We start from the raw sequence: 20,149 nt of genomic DNA on the forward strand, positions 1-20,149 counted from the left end.
GAATTCATCGCGCTTTCAAATCTCCATCCAATTGGTAACTTTCACCTGCTTTTGTCTCAATATTGGCGTTTTTGTTTTTGTAACGGATTTTGCAATTTCCTCCTGTTCTAGATTTTACCGTTAACGAGGTTAATTGTCCCCTATCCCAGGTTAAATTTAGCTCAAAACCACCTCTGGCACGTAGTCCTTTAATTTCACCTTGTGGAATGGCACTTGTTAATGCGGGTAAAATATCCAGATAGCCTTGGTGACTTTGCACTATCATTTCGGCAATTCCGGCTGCACCTCCAAAATTTCCATCGATCTGAAAAGGTGGGTGTGCATCAAAAAGATTTACATAAGAACCTGCACCGTTATTGGCTGGTTTCATCAGCATTTTTACCAATTTCATGGCATGATCGCCGTCTTTAAATCTTGCCCAAAAATTGATCTTCCAAGCCAAACTCCAACCTGTAGCATCATCTCCACGATACAAAAGCGATTGTTTTGCTGCCTGCATCATTTTTTCATTGCCATCCCATGTAATGTCGTTTCCGGGATAAACACCCCACAAATGAGAAACATGACGGTGTTTGTTAGTGGTATCGTCTTTATCTTCAAGCCACTCTTGCAATTGCCCGTATTTACCAATCTGATTCGGGGCAATCTGTTTCACTTTCTCGATTAATGTTTTTCTAAAATCTGCATCTGTGTTAAGTGCTTCTGATGCTTTAATACAATTATTAAACAGCGATCTGATGATTTGATGATCCATTGTTGGCCCTGCAACTAAACCCCCATTTTCTGGCGAATTAGAAGGTGTACTGATTAACCAACCCGTTTTAGAATCTTTAACCAAAAAATCTTCATAAAATAAGGCAGCTTGTTTCATTAATGGATATGCCTCAGTTTCTAAAAACTTGCGATCTTTACTAAACTGGTAATGCTCCCACAAATGCTGACTTAACCAGCCACCACCACTTACCCAAATGCCATGATTTGAAGCGTTAATTGGTGCAGTTCCGTTCCATAAATCGGTATTGTGGTGTAAAACCCAGCCACGGGCATTGTAATATTGTTTAGCCGTTTCAGCACCAGTTTTTGACAATCCTCTAATTTTACTAAAAAGAGGTTCGTTAAGGGCTGATAAATTGAGAATTTCTGTTGGCCAATAATTCATTTCGAGATTTATATTGGTGGTATATTTACTTCCCCATGGTGGTGTTAACAGATCATTCCAGATTCCTTGCAGGTTTGCGGCTTGTGTACCGGGCCTTGAGCTCGATATTAGCAAATACCGCCCATATTGCATGTATAAAGCAGCAAAAGCAGCATCGCTAGTTGTTCCAAACTTGGCTAATCTTTCGTCAGTTGGTAAACTTTCATTCTCCGAACGACCAAAATTAACGCTAAAGGTGTTATAGTAACTTTGGTATTCTTTAATATGGTTTTGCTTAATCAAAGAATAAGGTTTACCTTTTAAGCCGGTTAATGCTTTAATATTCGCAGTTGCAGGATTTCCAGATACATTTTGAGCATTGATATAGTTAGTTCCAGCAGTTAAATAAAGTGTTACTTCATCTGCCTGATTGATGCTTATTTTTCCATTTATGGCTTTAACTGATCCGTTTTTAATTACCGCAGTCAATCTGCTTTCTCCCATTAAAGCACCATCTTTTACCTGAACCGATAGTGCAATTACATTATTCCCCAAGGTTTTAACCGACGATTTTCGATGAACGCTGGATAATTCTGCATCAAAACTGATGGCCGATTTTTTATCAGCAGTCAGGTGAATAACAATAGCTTGATTTGGCTGACTTGCAAAATACTCTCGTTGGTAGTTTACACCATTTAAAGTATAAGTAGTTTTAGCCACAGCTGTACTGATATCCAAAGACCGTTTGTAATTTGTAACAATCGATTTTGTTTGTTTGAAGTATAAGTTTAAATCGCCAAAAGGCTGATAACTTCCCTGATATTGCGGTACAGCAGGTGGATTTTCATCCTGAATTAAATATTTCCATTCCTTTACGAGCGAAATACCCTGATCTATGCCAGTTCCTACAGGGTAAATCCCTATTTTTTTTGAAGTGTCTTTATAACCGACCAAACCACCTTTATCGAAATAATTTAAAACTTGGATAGCAATTGTATTTTTGCCTTTTTTAATCAGTTTTGCAGGAATGGTATATTTTCGTGGCTCTGTATTGTCTGTATTACCAACCATTTCCCCATTAATGTAAGTAAAATCCTGATCGCGAATGCGGTTAAGGTCGAGTACGAGGTCTTTTCCAAGCCAAGTTTCAGGCACATCAAATGTTGTTCTGAACCAAACTGCGCCATCTAAATTTGCTAAACCTACGGTTTCCCAACCTTCATAAGCTGGTACTTTAATGTTTTTCCAAAGTTTGTCGTCGAAGTTTGTAAGTGAAGGATTTCCTATGATACCTTTCCTTGCTTTTATATCGTTTACCCAAACTTTTCGATCTCCCGAACTACTTTGCAAGCCCATAAAATGTTCCTGAGCTAAAGCTTCAGCGGCAGCCTGTTTTCCTTCAGCTAGTAGTTTTCTAATTTCCGGCAGGTATTGATAGGCACCTTTTCGGTTATAATCTCTTGGCGCACCTGTCCATAAAGTTTCTTCATTAAATTGGATGTGATCAACAGCAGTGCCGGCAAAAATCATCGCCCCTAACCTGCCATTGCCTATGGGTAAGGCATCCGTCCACTTTTCTGCAGCTCTATTGTACCATAGAGTATGGTTATTTTCTTGCCCATAGCTTCCAAAGTGAGCTGTTAATATTAAAAATGATGTACTTAATAAAAGTTTAAACCTCATATTATTGTCCTTTATCGCCTGAAATGATTTCGATGCTACCGTTTACTTCCTTTTCCTTTATAACGGCCTCTTTCATTCGCCTAAAATTATTGTTTCCTAAGAAGATGTTTTTTGTCTCAGCGCCGCTTAATTTCAAATAAGTAACCGTTTCTTTCGTCGGGAAAGCATTATACAGGAACAGATCAGACACGTTTGTGAGATCAATTACAGCAGCATTGGCATGCGGTTTATTACTTTTTAAACCGTCTACAATTAAATTATTTGCTTTTAGCACTTTTAATGATGCACCCAACTCCGTATTTACAGTTACATTATGAAACTCAATATTACTTGAATTTTGGATAGAAAAGCCAGTTTTGGCATTCATATTAATATCATTGAAAGTAATATTATCGATAGGCATTTCTTCTAAACCATTTAAATAAGCGGCTTGATTTACCTCACCAGTAATATTGCTAAAATGGATGTTCCTGAAAACCGGTGTACGCTCAGAAACAGCTTCAACATTTGTTTTGGCGTATTGCATATCGAGTACAATTGCCTGATCTTTAATGTTTTTCATAATAATATTGCTTACACGAATTTCTTCTACTACACCACCTCTTCCTCGAGCAGTTTTAATGCGGATACCACGATCAGTTCCATCGAAAATGCAGTTGGAAATCGCTATTTTGCGTACATCACCCGACATTTCGCTGCCGATAACCACACCACCATGACCAGACAGCATAGTACAATTGGTAATTACATAATTTTCTGCCGGAACTGCCATTTTTCTTCCAGGTGCATCTTTGCCCGATTTAATGGTAATGCAGTCATCGCCAACACTGATGTGGCAATCTGAAATGTGTACATTTTTGCAAGATTCGGGGTTAATTCCATCTGTATTGGGCGAATGTGGGTTATTAATGGTAACTGCATGGACCTTAACATTTTCGCAAAACTCTGGATTTATAGTCCAGAAAGGCGAATTGCGGATCGTAATGCCATCGATCAACACATTTTTACAGAACATAGGTTGTATAAACGGCGGCCGAAGAAAGCCACGTTTCATCTGCTTAGGATCATCTGGCAAAATAATATCTTTATTCAAACCGTCAAAAGTAGTTTGCCATTTAGAACGTGCTTGTCCTTCCTTATAACCTTCTACAAAATCCCACCATTTTTTGCCATGCCCGTCAATAATTCCACGACCGATAATGGAGATGTTTTCTACTTTATAGGCATAAAACAAAGGCGAAAAACTGGTTACATCTACGCCTTCATAACGGCTTTTTACCATAGGCAAATAATCATCGAAATTATCGCTGAAATGCAATTCAGCACCGGCATCAATCAATATAGTTATGTTACTTTTTAAATGGATAGCGCCGGTCAGGTATTTTCCAGCAGGAAAATAAACCGTTCCACCACCAGCTTTTGATGCCGCTTCTATCGCATTTTTAATTGCTGTTGTGGCCAGTTTGCTACTGTCGTTTTTTGCGCCGTATTTAATTACATTATAATAAGATTGGCCGCTGGTAGTTAAGCACGTGCTCATTGCAATTATAAAAAATAAGGTTTTGATTATATGGATGTAATGTTTCATTTGGTTATATTTTATCGTTTTTTCGTCATTTCGACCGTAGTGGAGAAATCTTTTAACGTTACTAAACAAAGTTTAAAGATTTCTCCGTTTCGCTTCGCTCCAGTCGAAATGACGACCGATTTAATTCATTTTCACCATTCATCGTCCTCGTTTGTAACGAGGATTTTCGAAAACAGCGATTTTATTGCTTTTTACTCAATTGTTTATTTAGGTCTGTGAGGACACAAACCAAAGACTTTCCTTTTAATTTATCTGCACTTTTAAAGGCTTCAAATCTTTGCCTTTATAAATTTCTTTACCATCAATAAATACCAATAAGCCCTTACCCTTGTTATATTTTTTCCCGGTTTTATCCCACAAAATAGTCAGGGTTTTATTATGATAAGAAACTTGATCTAACATAAACCAATCCCACTGGTTCTTAGGAATTAATGGTGAAATTTCAAGTACATTATCCTCACGTGGCTTTATGCCAATCAGGTCATTGATCATTAAATCATTAAAGGTGGAGTGATTGTAAAAACTGCTCCGCGGGTTATCGCCTTTTAACCATTCCCCGGTTTTTTCATCCTGGTACTCACCAATGTAAGGTTTACCATTTTTTACATGAGATGCAGCATACTGATGTAGTTCCTTATAAAAAACTTCGGCAGTCATTTTACCATGTTTTTTATAGTTGGTGAGCAAATTTGCCAAACCCTTTAGCGTTTGAGCGCTTGCAAAAGGCCAAAGCGCACCATCCCATTCGCAGCTATGCCCTGTACCTCTTGTTCTAAATGTTGGGTTTCTTCTTTCAGCGGTGGTTAATCCCCATGGCGCTTTAAATCCAGCAGTATCAAGCAACTGATCCCAGGCTTTTGCATATTTAGACTGGTCATCAGGCAGGTTAAACTCCCAAGGGGTAAAACCGATGGCTTCTCGAACCTCTGATGAGCCACCTTTGGCTTTTCTGGTTTCAAAAAATGAGGCAGAAGCATTCCACAAACTGTCCTGAACCAACTTTTTGAGCACAATTGCTTTATTTCTATATTTCTCAGCCAAGGTTTCATCACCTAAAAGTTTGGCAATTTTAGCTAAAGCCATGGCATTACCATACATGTAACTGTTTATAGTTGGGCGCTGGTTTTGATCTTTCCTCGATCCGCTGATTGATTCTTCCATGCCATCTTTAACATCATGCTGCCAGAATAAACCATTTTTAAGTTGCCTTTCGGCTTCCCATTTGCCGTAATCTTTATCCAATGCGGGCAAAATTTCCTTCAAAAAGCCTTGATCTGGTTGTACAAGGAAATTCTGAAAAACAGCATCATCTACCCAACTGCTAAATTGATGGAAACGCTGTTTGGTTTGACCAACATCGGCATGGTAAAGCCAGAATTTGATATAATCTTTTAAATAACTGTTGTCTTTTAACCACCTGCCCTCATAAATATGATGGCCTAATGCACAACTAATGGAATTGTATTTGCCGGCATGTTTAACCGGTTCGATAAACTCCGTAAAAATAAAACCCTCAGGCGTTTTAACAAGATGCTTGCGGTATGTCCACCAGCGGTAGTAATAATTTTGCTCCAATACCGTATCAGGGCATTCAAATAAAGGTGCCTGTTCAGCAATCCATGTAAAAGCTTCAGCATTGGGAATATAATTTTTTACGGCTTCTGTATCGATAGAATTGAAATAGGTAATATATTTCTTTAATTTATCAGTGCCCAGGATTGATTTCTGCTGTGCAAATCCCGCTATAGTCAATACCGACAATGCAGCTGTTGCAATAAAATTTCTTGTATTCATCATTATTCAAATAACCAGTCTATATCTTTTCCTCTACCATCCAAACCTGCATTAAAAATCCGCAATTCTTGTTTATCATCAATAAAACCCAATACCAGGCAAGCACCTTTACCTAAATTTAAGGTATGTGTTCTTGGCGCGAAAGAATAAGCATGAACATTTACCGGCGGAAAACCATTGGCTACCAGTGCATTCGATATCTTAATTTCAGACTGACCATAATTATTGGCACTTGCATCAGTTTCCAGTTGTGGTGGAGCAAGAAATTGAGGATCTTTCTGGTTAAAAAAGCCAACTAACAATTTTACAGGTGTTTTTGTCGTAAATTTAATTTCGGTACCAATTTTAATTTGCTTTTCTTTAGAAAATTTAATTCCTTTTAAACCCAGCAATTGTTCGGCAACTTCTTTAATTTTAATGGCTGAATCGGCAAAAAGCTGTACATCTTTTGCAATCACATAGCTTTCAGTTTCGTTTAAGATTTTAACAGCAGCATTTTTATAAGGAACAATTGCTGTAACTGTACCTTGTTTTATCGATTTAAGTGAATCGATGCTATGTTTAAAATGTTCGAGTTCTTTACTAAAAACAGGCAGCATTTCTCTCCAATGGATGAATGTTTTATCTACACCACGCATCGGGATTTTGCGTTGCTTGGTTTGCATACTGTTGGCATACAGGTAACTGTGTTCAGTTAATTTAACCAGTTTAGCATAATGATCTACACTTTTTTGTAAAAATGGTAATGCCTGTTCTAAATCGGTTACCTGATTGGAATTTTTATACCGCAGTATCCATAAAGCTGCCTTAACTTTTTCAGCATAAAAATTGGCCATTTCATCGTAGCAATAAATATCGTTTTTAAGTCGCTTAAATTCCGCGGTATCTTTTGTTACAGTTGGTGCAGCTTCGTTAATAGATTCGATTGCTTTTTTGCCATGCGCTACCACTTCACGTGCTACCTGTACTGGTGTTTCGCCAATATGGCCTTGTTTCTTCCACTCCTTCTCAGCGTATTCAATAATCATTTCGCCTTCAGGTGCTTCCGATTCGTACATTAAAGTAAATAAACCATAACGGAAAGGGTTAATCAACTGTGTCATTAACATGCCCAGGGTTAGCGTTTGGCGGTTGCCATCTGTAATGCCATATCTGCGCAAAAGCTTTGGCGATATTTCTCCAGATTCTTCGTAAGCATTCAGAATGGCTTTACCTGCGGTTAACTGAACACCATACTTATTGGCCAGTTCATTTCCCCAATAATTAATTTCCTGACTACGCTCTCTTTGCGAATTCCACGAGTACCTTGCCCATTCCTTATACCAAATCCAATCGCGGTCTACCTCTAACAATCTTCCTTTTACATCATCTGCAGAATATGGCCAATCCCAATAACTCGCTTGCGGGTATAAATGCAATCCTTTTGCGCCATAAATCTTATTCATTGCCTGAACTGATTTTTGGATAAAATCTGCTGAACCATAACGAAAAGGTTCCAAATTAGCTAAAATATGCACGTTAGATATGTTAACTGTACCAATAGCAGCTAATTTTCTATTTAAATCGGCCCAAGCTCCACGCGGTGTGTAAGTTGTTAAAGCTTCGCCGTTAAACTTATTTTCAGTGTACAGGTTTTTATATAAGGGAAGCGCGGCTTTCATTACACTGGGAGCATCGGTATCATGTGCGCGTAGTACAATCGGAGGCTCTTCTATAATGCCTGCGGCTTTTAATCCATCTTTAACTCCTGGAATTATTGTTTTGGTAAACCAATCTATATCATCCTGGCCAACACCTTCCATTGCTTCGCCCAAGGCCACCATTAAACCCACATTCGGATATTTTTCTACAAAAGAAGCAATAGATTTACGGGTATAATCGGCAATTAACGGTATAATTGGACGGTTTCGATCCTGCGTTTTTAATCCATGTTTATCGGCAAATGGTTTTGGAATAATAATATTGTAAAACATCTGAATCACCCATATACCGCGTTTATCAGCTTCTGTGGTTAAGAAACTAAAAATTTCTTCATTCTTTTTTAAAGTGGCATCATCAACCTCCACTGCATATGGATAATCTTTTAACCTCAATAGCGACGAAAATGGATGTCCGTTCCATAAATAAAGCGAATTGTAACGGTTTTCGACCATCATATCCAGGTATTTGATCCATAAAGCTTTATCATATAACCAAGGGAATGTTTCTGGCGTGTAAGGATATTCGTAAACATCATGGCCAGGTAGGTAATCGGGTTTTTGCAAGCCGATACAAGTACCTCTCAATACCATTTCAGGCTGGTCGGACAGGGATATCTGCGTTGGCAGTTTTCCAGTGCTGGCAATCTGGTCGGCCAATTCAATACAGCCATATAAAGCACCCGATGCATCGTTGCCAATTACATAAAGCACCCCATTTTTTCCTTTATAAATATGGAATCCCTCTTTTTTAGTAACTGAGATTTTATTCTTAATCTCCAACGGAAGGTTGCTGGCAAATAGTTTGTCGGAAAATACACCAACCGCAATAACGTTCTCCGTTTTGCCAAGTTTATCTCTTTGTTCAATTGTAAAGGAATATTTTAATTTGGCTAATGCTTTTGATAGCTTTTCGGCACCAAAACGCACACGCACATGCTTTTCTGTAGAAATTACAATCGTTTTTTGTGTACGGCTTGAAGCATAAACAAATGATAGGGATAAAAAATAGCAGGAAATAAAAATTAGAAAATTTCTCATTCAATTGGCTCTGTAACAACACCTGTATCAGGCAAGTTGGTGCAATATCTGGTTAAATATTATCTTTAAATATAAAGACAATATTCAAATATAAGTAATTTTTGTTATTGCCTTTGTAAAATTTATGCAAGGTAAAGCTGTTTACATGTTCAAAACAGGTTATGACAATATCTGTTAATATTTAGGCAAGAAGATAAAATTTTTAATCAACATTATTTATTTTATTTGTATCCTATTCTAATCAATTATAATTTTTATAAGCATATACATGTTTTCACTAAAAAACAAAAAAGCCGTTGTTACCGGTGGCGGCAGCGGCATTGGAAAAGCCATAGCAACCATTTTAGCCAAACAAGGTGCTGAGGTTCACATTATAGAGCTGGGTACTGAACATGCGCAGGCTACCATCGATGAAATTAAAACAAATGGTGGCGAAGCCTTTAGTTATGGTTGTGATGTTGCTGATCACAATGCTGTTCATGAAGTTTTTAAACAAATTGGCCAGATTAATATCCTGATTAACAATGCAGGTATTGCGCATATCGGCAAGGCAGATACGACTGATGAAGCCGATTTCGACCGGGTAATGCGTGTTAATGTAAAAGGTGTTTACAATTGCCTGCATGCAGCCATTCCGCAGATCCGTTTAGCTGGTGGAGGTGTAATTATTAATATGGCATCAATTGCTGCGTTAATTGGCTTGCCGGATCGTTTTGTTTACAGCGCTGCAAAAGGTGCGGTAAAAGCAATTACGATGAGTGTGGCGAAAGATTATATTGGCGAAAACATCAGGTGTAACTCCATTTCACCAGCGCGGGTTCATACGCCTTTTGTGGATGGATTTTTACAGAAAAACTATCCGGATAATATCCCCGAAATGTTCGAAAAACTTTCTAAAACACAACCTATTGGCAGAATGGCAAAACCAGAAGAAGTTGGTGCACTTGCTTTATACCTATGCAGCGATGAAGCCTCGTTTATTACAGGTTGCGATTACCCGATTGATGGTGGATTTACTACCTTAAACAATTAATATAATTTTCAAATACAATAAAGCATTTTATAATGAAATTAATACGATTTGGCGAAGCCGGAGCTGAAAAACCTGGAGTAATTCTTAATGATAACTATTTTGATGTTTCTGCTTTGGTTAATGATTATAACGAAGAATTTTTTGGTGGTGATGGCTTGGAAAAATTAAAGAACGCTATTCAAACCGCTGATTTACCTCAGGTTGATAAAGGTGTGCGCCTTGGTCCGGCTTTGGCCCGTCCTTCAAAAATTATTTGTGTGGGCTTAAACTATAAAGATCACGCAGCAGAAACCAATGCTCCTATCCCATCAGAACCAATTTTGTTCTTTAAAGCTACTTCAGCTATTGTAGGGCCAAATGATGACTTAACCATCCCAAAAAATAGTAAAAAAACCGACTGGGAAGTAGAATTGGCAATTGTGATTGGCAAAAAAGCGAGTTATGTTGCTGAAGAAAATGCTTTAGATCATATTGCGGGTTATGTTTTGCATAATGATTATAGCGAGCGAGAGTTTCAGATTGAAAGGAACGGACAATGGGTTAAAGGAAAAAGCTGCGATACTTTTGCTCCTATCGGACCATTTATTGCTACCCAGGATGAAATTGCCGATGTACACAACCTCCGCCTTTGGTTAACCGTAAATGGCAATACTTTGCAGGATGGCAATACCTCGAACCTGATTTTCAATGTGCCGTTTATGATTTCTTACATCAGTCAGTTTATGACGCTTTTGCCGGGCGATGTAATTACCACAGGAACACCGGCTGGTGTAGGTTTAGGTCAGAAACCCGAGCCATGGTATTTAAAAGCTGGTGATGTGGTTGAATTGGGTATAGAAGGTTTAGGCTCTAGTAAGCAAAACGTTAAAGCTTATAGTGAAAACTAAAATGGAAAGATACTGCTTAACACTCGATCTTGTAAATGATGAAAAGCTTATAGAAGAGTATAAGCAGTATCATAAAGCGGTTTGGCCTGAAATTAAAGAAAGCATCAGCTCATCGGGTATTGAAAACTTAGAAATATATCTGCTTGGCAATCGGCTATTTATGATTATGGAGGTGAATGAAAGCTTTTCTTTTGAACAAAAATCGAAAGCCGACTTGGCTAACCCAAAAGTGCAGGAATGGGAAAATTTAATGTGGAAATACCAGCAGGCATTACCTGGTTCGAAGCCTGGAGAAAAATGGATTTTAATGGATCAGATATTTAAACTTTAACCTCTTTATATATGATTGATACACACGTACATTTCTGGAATTTTAATCCCGTTAGAGATAGCTGGATAAGCGAGGAAATGATGGCCATCCGCAAGGATTTTTCTCCAAAAAACCTATTGAGGACGTTTAACGAACTTCAAATTACAGGTTGTATTGCTGTGCAGGCCAATCAATCCGAAGAAGAAAATCAGTTTTTACTCCGACTGGCTGAGCAAAATGAAATTATAAAGGGTATTGTGGGCTGGATAGATCTGCTTAATCCTGATTTGGAAGAACGTTTAACTTATTGGGGTAATTTTAAAACCATTAAAGGCTGGCGACATGTTCTGCAAGCTGAAAACAGTGATTTTATCCTGAACAAAAAGTTCATTGCAGGCATTAACTTGCTGAAAAAATACAATTACACCTACGATTTATTGTGTTACCACGATCAATTGACAGATATTATTAAAATGGTTGATCAAATCCCTGATCAGCCATTTGTATTGGATCACTGCGGTAAACCTAATGTTAAAAATCAGGATTTACAAACCTGGTCGGCAAATATTAAAACCTTGGCTTCAAACCCAAATGTAAGCTGCAAAGTTTCTGGCTTACTGGCAGAAGCAAACTGGAAAAATTGGAAAGAAAAAGAACTTTTTAATTGTTTCGACTCAATTTTTGAGCATTTCGGTGTTGAAAGAGTAATGTATGGCAGCGATTGGCCGGTAATGTTAATCAGCCGCCCATATGAAGATTGGTTTAATCTAGTTAATAAATACGCAACGCAATTTTCTGCAGCTGAAAGGAAATTGATTTTCACTGATAATGCTAAAGCTTTTTATCAGGTTTAATACGCTATCGTATTTTACGGTTTGTAAGTACAATTATTCCTAGCGAGGGTAAGCAAATGATTAATGATAGCCAACATAAAACGATAATTGCAAAATAGCAGATAGAGCAGGATGGAAAACATAATATAAAACATTAGTTTTCGCTTTTTAAAATAGAATCTGACCAATACAATATTTAAATATGAGTAAAAAGATTACATTCCCTTACAATCCTCAGTTTCCTTCTGTAGCCGACTTAAGAAGCAAAGCAAAATCGAGAATACCAAAATTTGCTTTTGATTACCTGGAGGGCGGTTGTAATGAGGGACTTAATTTATCGCGGAACGAGAGCGATTTCGATAATATTTACCTTAAACCGAATTACTTACGCGTTGGTGGAGAAATTGATATGTCGGTCGAGTTGTTTGGCCGTCGTTACAGTGCTCCGTTTGGGATATCTCCTATCGGCTTGCAGGGTTTGATGTGGCCTAATGCACCCGAAATTTTAGCCAAAGCTGCTGCTAAAGCCGACGTTCCCTATACTTTAAGCACCGTATCTACCAGTAGTATCGAACGAATTGCCGAAGTATCCGAAGGGAAAGCATGGTTTCAGTTGTACCATCCTACTGAAAATAGTTTGAGAGATGATATTTTAAATCGCTTAAAGGCTGTTGAATGCCCTGTATTGGTTGTTCTGGTAGATGTACCTGCATTTGGTTTGCGGTATAAGGAAATTAAGAGTGGTTTATCTATTCCACCAAAAATGTCAATCAATAATATTTTGCAGGCTTTTGCCCGCCCGCTATGGGGCATTAAAACCCTGCAACACGGAATTCCATCATTTGCAACCTTAAAGCCTTATATGGAAAAAGGCCTTGACATGTCGCAACTTGGGCAGTTTATGAACAAAACATTTACCGGCAAGGTAGATATTGAGAAGGTTGCAGCCATTCGTGATCTCTGGAAAGGGCCATTAGTACTGAAAGGAATCACAACTGACGAAGATATGCAGGCTGCTATCCAGATCGGTGCGGATGGCGTAATTGTTTCCAATCATGGTGGCAGGCAAATTGATGCAGGTGAATCTTCAATCAATTCACTGATTAAATTGGCAAACAACCCACTTTATAAATCAAAATTAAAGATCATGTTAGATGGTGGTATCCGTTCGGGTGTTGATTTAGCAAGAGCGCATGCCGTTGGATCTGAATTTAACTTTATGGGCCGGCCGTTTATGTATGGAGTTGGTGCGCTGGGTAACGAGGGTGGCGAGCATACCATTAATATGTTTAAAACTCACCTATACCAGATTATGCAACAATTAACCATTGAGAAAATTACCCAGTTTCCTGATCGGTTGTTAACCCCTTAAAATTGAATTTGAAACAAAATAAACAAAAAAAGCAAGACCAAAAGTCTTGCTTTTTTTGTAGTAATACGGATATTCAACTTATTTAATTGATGCTTTAGAAAACTTATAAGTTGTACTTGTTTTATAAGTTTCGCCTGGTTTAAGCACAGTTGATGCAAAATTTGGATGATTTGGTGCATCAGGAAAATGCTGTGTTTCTAAACAGAAAGCTGAACGATGAGGATATGCTTTTTTACCTTTACCATCCTTATCTGCACCGGTTAAAAAGTTTCCGCTATAAAACTGTAAACCCGGTTCTACCGTGTAAACCTCAAGGATAATACCCGTAACCGGGCTTTTTACGGTAGCTACAGGTGTTTTGCCATCGTGATGGTTTAATACAAAATTATGATCGTAGCCTTTGCCAAATTTTAACTGCTGATCATTTTCTCCGATGGATTTTCCGATGGTTTTAGCTTTGTTAAAATCAAATGCTGTTCCAGCTACAGGTGTTAATTTCCCGGTTGGGATTAAAGTAGAATCTACAGGTGTATAAGCATTGGCATCTATAGTTAATTCATGATCAAGGATTGTGCTGTTTCCTTCTCCATTTAGGTTAAAATAAGCATGGTTGGTTAAATTTACAACGGTTGTTTTATCAGTTGTTGCTAAATAATCAATCTGCAAAGCATTATCATCAGTTAGGGTATAGGTTACCTTAACATCAAGTTTTCCAGGGTAACCCGCTTCGCCATCATTAGAAACGTAATTAAGCTCCAGTTTTTGACTATCCACCTGTTTGGCTTCCCATACTTTCGAGAAAAAGCCATCAGTACCGCCATGTAAGGTATTTACGCCATCGTTAAGTTGCAAAGTATATTCTTTTCCTTCCAAAGTAAATTTGCCCTTGCCAATTCGGTTTCCATATCTCCCGATTAATGCACCAAAAAACGGCTCTCCTTTTTTGCGGTAAGCACCTATGCTATCGTATCCTAAAACAACATCAGTTAACTTATTATCTTTATCAGGCACTAAAAGTGATACTACCCTCCCACCATAATTGGTGATGGAAACGGAAGCCCCCTGTTTGTTTTTTAAGGTGTACAGCTTAACACTTTTTCCATCAAGGGTTGTGCTGTATTTTAACGTATCGGTTTGCGCAGTGCTTTGTGCTCCCTTATCAGATTTAGGATTACAGGAAGAAAAAGCAATGGCTAAACATAATGTAGCGAAAGGCAAGGCCTTAAATAATATTTTTTTCATGGATTAAAATTTGAGGAAGCAAACCTGAACCTGCATTCATTTACAGGGTACACGCGACTTCATATTGATTTATTTTTGGTTAAAGCTAAAGTAGCAAAAAATTATTAACGTCAAAGTAACGATTATAACTATTATTCTTATATTATTAATGATGATTCTAAACAGTAAAAAAAATCACATATTTTAGCAGTAATATGCATCATTTTAATTTTAAGCCTAAAGCCTTTCTTTTTGATTTAAATGGCACCATGATTAATGATATGGAGTACCATACTATGGCCTGGTACGGTATTATGACGGAAGATTTGGGTGCCAAGCTCGATTACGAAAGTGTAAAAAAAGAAATGTATGGTAAAAACCATGAGGTTTTGGAACGCGTTTTTGGGAAAAATAAATTTACCGCCGAAGAGATAGTACGGCTTTCTACCGATAAGGAAAAGCGTTATCAGCAAGGTTATATGCCCCACCTGGCACTTATTAATGGCTTAGACCTGTTTCTGGAGCGTTCGAAAAATGCCAATATTAAGATGGCAATCGGCTCTGCGGCCATACCTTTTAACATCGATTTTGTAGTAGATGGACTTAATATCCGCCATTATATGAATGCCATCGTAAGTGCGGATGATGTTGAAACCAGTAAACCAGACCCTGAAACATTTTTGAAGGCAGCGGCGGCTTTAAATATTGAACCCGCAGACTGTTTGGTGTTTGAAGATGCACCTAAGGGTGTAGAATCGGCCTTAAACGCAGGCATGCAATGCATTGTTTTAACAACTACCCACACCATCGAAGAATTTGATGGTTATCCGAATATCTTAGGTTACATTACAGATTATACTGACGCTAAATTAAATACGCTTTTTTAACATGGGAAAATATTTAAATCAAAAACCTGTTCTTGTTGCAGTAGACTGCATTATTTTTGGCTACGACGGAGAACAGCTGAAACTTTTGGTGATTAAAAGGGCCATTGAGCCAATTAAAGATCAATGGAGTTTAATGGGCGGTTTTATTGGCGAGCAGGAAGACCTCGACGGTGCTGCAAAAAGAATTTTATTGGAATTGACAGGTTTACATGATGTTTATCTGGAACAACTTCATGCCTATGGTCGCCCAGACCGTGACCCTATTGAACGTACGGTTTCAGTGGTTTATTTTGCCCTGATTGATATTAACAAATACAGCAAACAAATTAACGATCAATACCATGCGGAGTGGTTTAAGCTGAAAGAAGTTCCAGAATTAATTTTTGACCATAACATAATGGTGAAAGCGGCAATGGATAAAATCCGTTATCAGGCTGCCCTCCACCCTGTTTTATTCGAACTTTTGCCTAAACGCTTCACAATACCACAACTTCAGGCTTTATATGAGCAGGTTTACGACTCACCAATAGATAACCGGAATTTTATACGCAAGATTACCGCAAGTGGATTATTGATTAAACAGACTGAAAAAGATAAATCAAGTTCGAGAAGAGGAGCCTTTTACTTTAAACTTGATAAGAATAAACACAAAGCTCAGTTTCAATCTTTCCTTAATTTTATCCCTAAAGCAAGCAAATAGCGCTCATTTATATGAATTTTATAGGTTAATAAAAAATATTTTAAAATTAATTAATGGCCTATAAAATTTAAAATCAGCAAGTTATAAGTAAGTATCTTAACCACAGCAAAAAACAGCTCAAACATTTTAAAAAATTATTTGCAAGAAAAAGATAAATATCTATATTTGCACCTCCTTAAACAAAGGGAAATGATTCCGTAGCTCAGCTGGTAGAGCATTACACTTTTAATGTAGTGGTCCTGGGTTCGAATCCCAGCGGGATCACAGAAGATAGTATCAAAACTACGTAAAAGCTTGCAAATCAAATGATTCTTTTAATGTAGTGGTCCTGGGTTCGAATCCCAGCGGGATCACAGAAGATAGTATCAAAACTACGTAAAAGCTTGCAAATCAAATGATTGCAAGCTTTTTTGTTTTAGTGGAAAAACTAAAATACTCACCGATTCGCATATTAAAAGTGTGTAATTCGGTGAGTAATTTAGGTACTAAAAGAACTCACCGAATTATTTATAACCACTTGTTTAACAAGTCGTTCGGCCATCGAACATCTTGACGTTTTCAGACTGCAGGGCTAATTTTGTTAACCTTATTCAGTTTATATGAAAACTAATTTTAGCCTGCTTTTTTATCTTAAAAAGCAGAAAAACTACCATGGCGGCCATGTGCCAGTTTATTTAAGAATAACTGTTGGCGGAAAAAGGGCAGAAATGACCAGCGGGCTTGAGTGCGATCCTGAAAAGTGGAATACCAAATCAGGCAGACAGGATGGAAAGAAGGAAGATGTCAGAAGCTTTAATGCACATCTAGACAATCTCCAGTCAATGATCAACCAGGTTTACAGGGATCTTTTCGATGCCGGTGAAGTTATTACCTCCGAAGGTATTAAGTGCAGATTTATCGGGCGGGAAGTCCGGAAGCATACCTTGATGGAAGGGATCAAAATACACAACGAAAAGATGGRAGCCYTAGTTGGACGTGAATACGCCATTGGTACTTTGAAGCGCTTTCAGGTCTTGGAAAGGCATCTTGTCGCTTTCATGAATGAAAAATACAAGATAACAGATAAAATATTAACCATGCGTTTATAAGAGATTTTGATTTTTTCCTGAGGTCAGTAAACGGTTGTGCCAACAATACCACAGTAAGGTATCTGAAAAGTCTTGGTAAAATCCTRCGCATTTCTTTGAGCTTAAAATGGATWRACAGCGATCCAATGTTTGGATACAAACTAAAGAGTAAAAACGTAGAGCGTTCATTTCTTACAGAGGATGAATTAACTAARATTTCAGAAAAGCAGTTCTTAACCGAGCGRCTRAGTCAGGTACGGGACGTTTTTATCTTTTGCTGTTTCACGGGACTTGCTTATTCTGACATAGAAAAGCTGAGCTTATCTAATATTAAAACAGGTTTAGATGGCAAAAAATGGGTTTATATTAACTTTTGCTGTTTCACGGGACTTGCTTATTCTGACATAGAAAAGCTGAGCTTATCTAATATTAAAACAGGTTTAGATGGCAAAAAATGGGTTTATATTAAYAGAACCAAGACGGGAACGCGTTCTGCTGTTCCCCTATTGACTCCTGCAATCGCAGTATTGGAAAAATATATCGATCATCCCTATTGCATCACCAAAGACAGAGCATTGCCAGTCTCGAGCAACCAGAAGATGAATGAGTATCTAAAAGAAATTGCTACTGTGTGCGAAATTGATAAACCCAGAGCATTGCCAGTCTCGAGCAACCAGAAGATGAATGAGTATCTAAAAGAAATTGCTACTGTGTGCGAAATTGATAAACCCTTAAGCTCACATATTGCAAGGCATACATTCGCTACCACCGTTACCCTTCTTAATGGGGTGCCAATGGAAAGCGTATCGAAGATGCTTGGACATACCAATATCAGGACTACCCAGATATATGCAAAGGTCTTGGATATAAAGGTAAGTGCGGATATGGCGATTCTAAATGATAAATATTAATGGATAGATAAACAACAACTGACAAATATTTAAAAATATTAGGCATTAATTCCTGTTTTAATTAGATTTGTTGAATGTTAAAGGAATTGAACAAAAGAGTAATCGTTGTGCATTGGAAAAGATTTGCCAGTACGGATATCGATGTGTTTTCAAGTCTGAAAGGATTTTGCGACAGCTACCCAACCTATAACTATCATACATTGAACAACTATCTTTCCAAAAAAAAGGTTCCGTTCGAAAACGATGAAATCAAAATTGAAAGACATCCACTGATACAAAAGGTCAGAAGACCAGACCTTCCAAAGGTACTGTTCTGGGACTTCGATTTCGAAAAATTGGATTGGAGCAGGAGTTACAAAACCGTTATCGAACGCGTGCTTGATAAAGGCAATACAATGGATTGGGAAGAGATGATCAGGTTTTATGGTAGAGAAAACGTAATCCGAGCCCTCAAAGAAGACATCACCTATCTTTCTGATATGACCATGGAGGCCGTTTGCAAATATTTTCAGTTGAGCAAAGAAAAACTCAGATGTTACACAAAGAAACAGTTACACCAGGGACACTGGATCTAATCCAGACACTGATGCAAGACCATCAGCTCAACTCTTTTTACCTTGTTGGAGGTACCGCACTATCTTTAAGGATCTGACACAGAGAATCCATAGATATCGACCTTTTCAGCTCTTCGGACTTTGATGGTGATGGACTCGCCGTACACTTAAGGAACAGCTATGGCGCAGATGTAAAACGCCACAAAGGCAACTATGTAAGTGGTAGCATTGGCGAAGTTGATTTTGATTTTATCTCGCACAAATATCCATCTATCAGGCCAATAGAAACCATTGAAGGCATAAGGATGATGTCCAAGCAGGATATATCGGCAATGAAGATAAATGCAATTGTGAATAGTGGGCAAAGGATCAAGGATTTTATCGATATGCATTACCTGTTAATGGAAATGCCTTTAGATGAAATATTGGATTACTACTGCCAGAAATATCCAAATGTCGATCCTAACACCGCTAAGTCATCCCTGATGTACCATAACGATATCGACTTTAATGTTCCCGTAAAACTTATGGACACAAAGCTAAAATGGCAGGATGTGCAGAAAAGCATTTTAAAGGCCGTACGTGAATACACCAGTCTACTAGAAAGCAGGGAATTGTACCGTAAGCTTCAGGAAGCAAAAAATAGCCAGAAAAATGACCGTGGCAGAGGGATGAGTCGTTAGATTTTTACAAATAACAGGGATAGGTTATCACGAATTGTGATAACCTATCTTAAGGTACCAAATTGGCACCTTATAATTTGGGTAATCTAATTGGCTTGTGCAGTTTATTAAATTCAAAAATTACTTTTAGATTTCTTCCTAAATAATCTGATAAGGTAATGCAGGTTAAGTAATTTACTGACTTTGAATAATTGTCGGAACTTTCTTATAATTCTTCATTTGGCTTTCGGTACCAATAATGTTTACACCTTCGTCAACATAAATTATATTCATTTTAAGGTTTTGGTTTTTTGCAATATCAATTACTTTAATACCATTTCCATTAACTGTTATTTGAATTAATTCGGGGTTATTCGATAATTCAAGAGTCTTTAATTTATTGTTGTCTAATACCAGGTACTTAAGTCTATAAAATTGACTTAGGTCGATTTTATTAAGTTGGTTGTCCATAATATTCAATGACTCTAAATTTGGACAATTTTTTATATTCACGTATGTTAGTTCATTTAAGCCACAACTAATTTGCTTTAGAGCTGGCATATTTGAAATTTCAAATACTTTTAAAGCATTTTTAGCACAATAGATGTCTGTCAAGAACTTTAAACTATCAAGTTTCAATCTACTAATTTTATTATTTGTTATTAATAGTCTGTGCACTTCCCCAAATTCAGACCAGTTAAAAGTAGAATTCTAGACCGAGCGCAGCGAGGCTATTAGAAAAACTATTAATTTTAATTGGCAATATGAAAA

The 20,149-nt window shown here is 37.6% G+C and carries 17 protein-coding genes, 1 tRNA gene and 1 pseudogene; 13 read left to right on the top strand and 6 right to left on the bottom strand.

The features are described 5' to 3' along the window. Positions 1-4: 4 nt before the first annotated feature. From ASE74_RS08055 to ASE74_RS08070, 4 genes are all read right to left on the bottom strand, one after another. Positions 5-2,821: a glycoside hydrolase N-terminal domain-containing protein gene (locus tag ASE74_RS08055; RefSeq protein ID WP_055906852.1), complete on the bottom strand. Its 2,817-nt coding sequence runs from the start codon at positions 2,819-2,821 to the stop codon at positions 5-7. Position 2,822: 1 nt separating this feature from the next. Beyond that, the gene (locus tag ASE74_RS08060) at positions 2,823-4,361 is read right to left on the bottom strand and encodes a glycoside hydrolase family 28 protein (protein WP_235526035.1); all 1,539 of its coding nucleotides are present in this window, start codon (positions 4,359-4,361) and stop codon (positions 2,823-2,825) included. 291 nt (positions 4,362-4,652) lie between these two features. After that, complete coding sequence (locus ASE74_RS08065; RefSeq protein WP_055906858.1) at positions 4,653-6,206, bottom strand: glycosyl hydrolase family 65 protein; 1,554 nt, start codon at positions 6,204-6,206, stop codon at positions 4,653-4,655. After that, positions 6,206-8,941 (bottom strand): hypothetical protein, encoded by a 2,736-nt coding sequence (locus ASE74_RS08070; protein WP_055906861.1) that lies wholly within the window; start codon positions 8,939-8,941, stop codon positions 6,206-6,208. Before ASE74_RS08070 ends, ASE74_RS08065 begins: the two co-directional genes overlap by 1 nt. 268 nt (positions 8,942-9,209) lie before the next feature. Between ASE74_RS08070 and ASE74_RS08075 the strand changes: the two genes are divergently transcribed. From ASE74_RS08075 to ASE74_RS08095, 5 genes are all read left to right on the top strand, one after another. Next, complete coding sequence (locus ASE74_RS08075) at positions 9,210-9,974, top strand: SDR family NAD(P)-dependent oxidoreductase (RefSeq protein WP_055906864.1); 765 nt, start codon at positions 9,210-9,212, stop codon at positions 9,972-9,974. Between the two features lie 32 nt (positions 9,975-10,006). Continuing rightward, the gene (locus ASE74_RS08080) at positions 10,007-10,861 is read left to right on the top strand and encodes a fumarylacetoacetate hydrolase family protein (protein ID WP_055906867.1); all 855 of its coding nucleotides are present in this window, start codon (positions 10,007-10,009) and stop codon (positions 10,859-10,861) included. 1 nt (position 10,862) lies between these two features. Further along, entirely contained in the window at positions 10,863-11,192 is a 330-nt protein-coding gene (locus tag ASE74_RS08085; RefSeq protein WP_055906870.1) for an L-rhamnose mutarotase, read from the top strand. Positions 11,193-11,203: 11 nt separating this feature from the next. Then, entirely contained in the window at positions 11,204-12,025 is an 822-nt protein-coding gene (locus tag ASE74_RS08090) for an amidohydrolase (protein WP_055906873.1), read from the top strand. A 181-nt stretch (positions 12,026-12,206) separates the two neighbouring features. Beyond that, entirely contained in the window at positions 12,207-13,376 is a 1,170-nt protein-coding gene (locus ASE74_RS08095; protein WP_055906875.1) for an alpha-hydroxy acid oxidase, read from the top strand. A 78-nt stretch (positions 13,377-13,454) separates the two neighbouring features. Here ASE74_RS08095 and ASE74_RS08100 read toward each other — a convergent pair whose 3' ends face one another. After that, positions 13,455-14,618: an aldose epimerase family protein gene (locus ASE74_RS08100; protein WP_055906880.1), complete on the bottom strand. Its 1,164-nt coding sequence runs from the start codon at positions 14,616-14,618 to the stop codon at positions 13,455-13,457. Positions 14,619-14,812: 194 nt separating this feature from the next. Here ASE74_RS08100 and ASE74_RS08105 point away from each other — a divergent pair, with 194 nt between their 5' ends. The 8 genes and pseudogenes from ASE74_RS08105 to ASE74_RS25455 all read left to right on the top strand — a co-directional run bounded on the left by ASE74_RS08105 (position 14,813) and on the right by ASE74_RS25455 (position 19,399). Then, positions 14,813-15,484, top strand: a complete 672-nt coding sequence (locus ASE74_RS08105; protein WP_055906884.1) for an HAD family phosphatase — start codon at positions 14,813-14,815, stop codon at positions 15,482-15,484. 1 nt (position 15,485) lies between these two features. Beyond that, positions 15,486-16,184 carry an NUDIX domain-containing protein gene (locus ASE74_RS08110; RefSeq protein ID WP_055906887.1) on the top strand — a complete coding sequence of 233 codons (699 nt, stop codon included), beginning with the start codon at positions 15,486-15,488 and terminating at the stop codon, positions 16,182-16,184. Between the two features lie 191 nt (positions 16,185-16,375). After that, a tRNA-Lys gene (locus tag ASE74_RS08115) sits at positions 16,376-16,448 on the top strand. A 335-nt stretch (positions 16,449-16,783) separates the two neighbouring features. Beyond that, complete coding sequence (locus ASE74_RS25440) at positions 16,784-17,272, top strand: Arm DNA-binding domain-containing protein (RefSeq protein ID WP_055906890.1); 489 nt, start codon at positions 16,784-16,786, stop codon at positions 17,270-17,272. Between the two features lie 17 nt (positions 17,273-17,289). Beyond that, positions 17,290-17,340: pseudogene (locus tag ASE74_RS25445) on the top strand (hypothetical protein); the annotation flags it as partial. Positions 17,341-17,397: 57 nt separating this feature from the next. Then, positions 17,398-18,162 carry a site-specific integrase gene (locus ASE74_RS25450; protein ID WP_055906893.1) on the top strand — a complete coding sequence of 255 codons (765 nt, stop codon included), beginning with the start codon at positions 17,398-17,400 and terminating at the stop codon, positions 18,160-18,162. A gap of 74 nt (positions 18,163-18,236) precedes the next feature. Then, positions 18,237-18,737 carry a hypothetical protein gene (locus tag ASE74_RS08130; protein WP_055906895.1) on the top strand — a complete coding sequence of 167 codons (501 nt, stop codon included), beginning with the start codon at positions 18,237-18,239 and terminating at the stop codon, positions 18,735-18,737. Between the two features lie 89 nt (positions 18,738-18,826). Next, positions 18,827-19,399: a hypothetical protein gene (locus ASE74_RS25455; protein WP_369800143.1), complete on the top strand. Its 573-nt coding sequence runs from the start codon at positions 18,827-18,829 to the stop codon at positions 19,397-19,399. Positions 19,400-19,573: 174 nt separating this feature from the next. Here ASE74_RS25455 and ASE74_RS08140 read toward each other — a convergent pair whose 3' ends face one another. Continuing rightward, positions 19,574-20,017: a leucine-rich repeat domain-containing protein gene (locus ASE74_RS08140; protein WP_157255375.1), complete on the bottom strand. Its 444-nt coding sequence runs from the start codon at positions 20,015-20,017 to the stop codon at positions 19,574-19,576. Between the last annotated feature and the right edge of the window lie 132 nt (positions 20,018-20,149).

The sequence above is a fragment of the Pedobacter sp. Leaf216 genome, from assembly GCF_001421515.1.
Classification (GTDB): domain Bacteria; phylum Bacteroidota; class Bacteroidia; order Sphingobacteriales; family Sphingobacteriaceae; genus Pedobacter.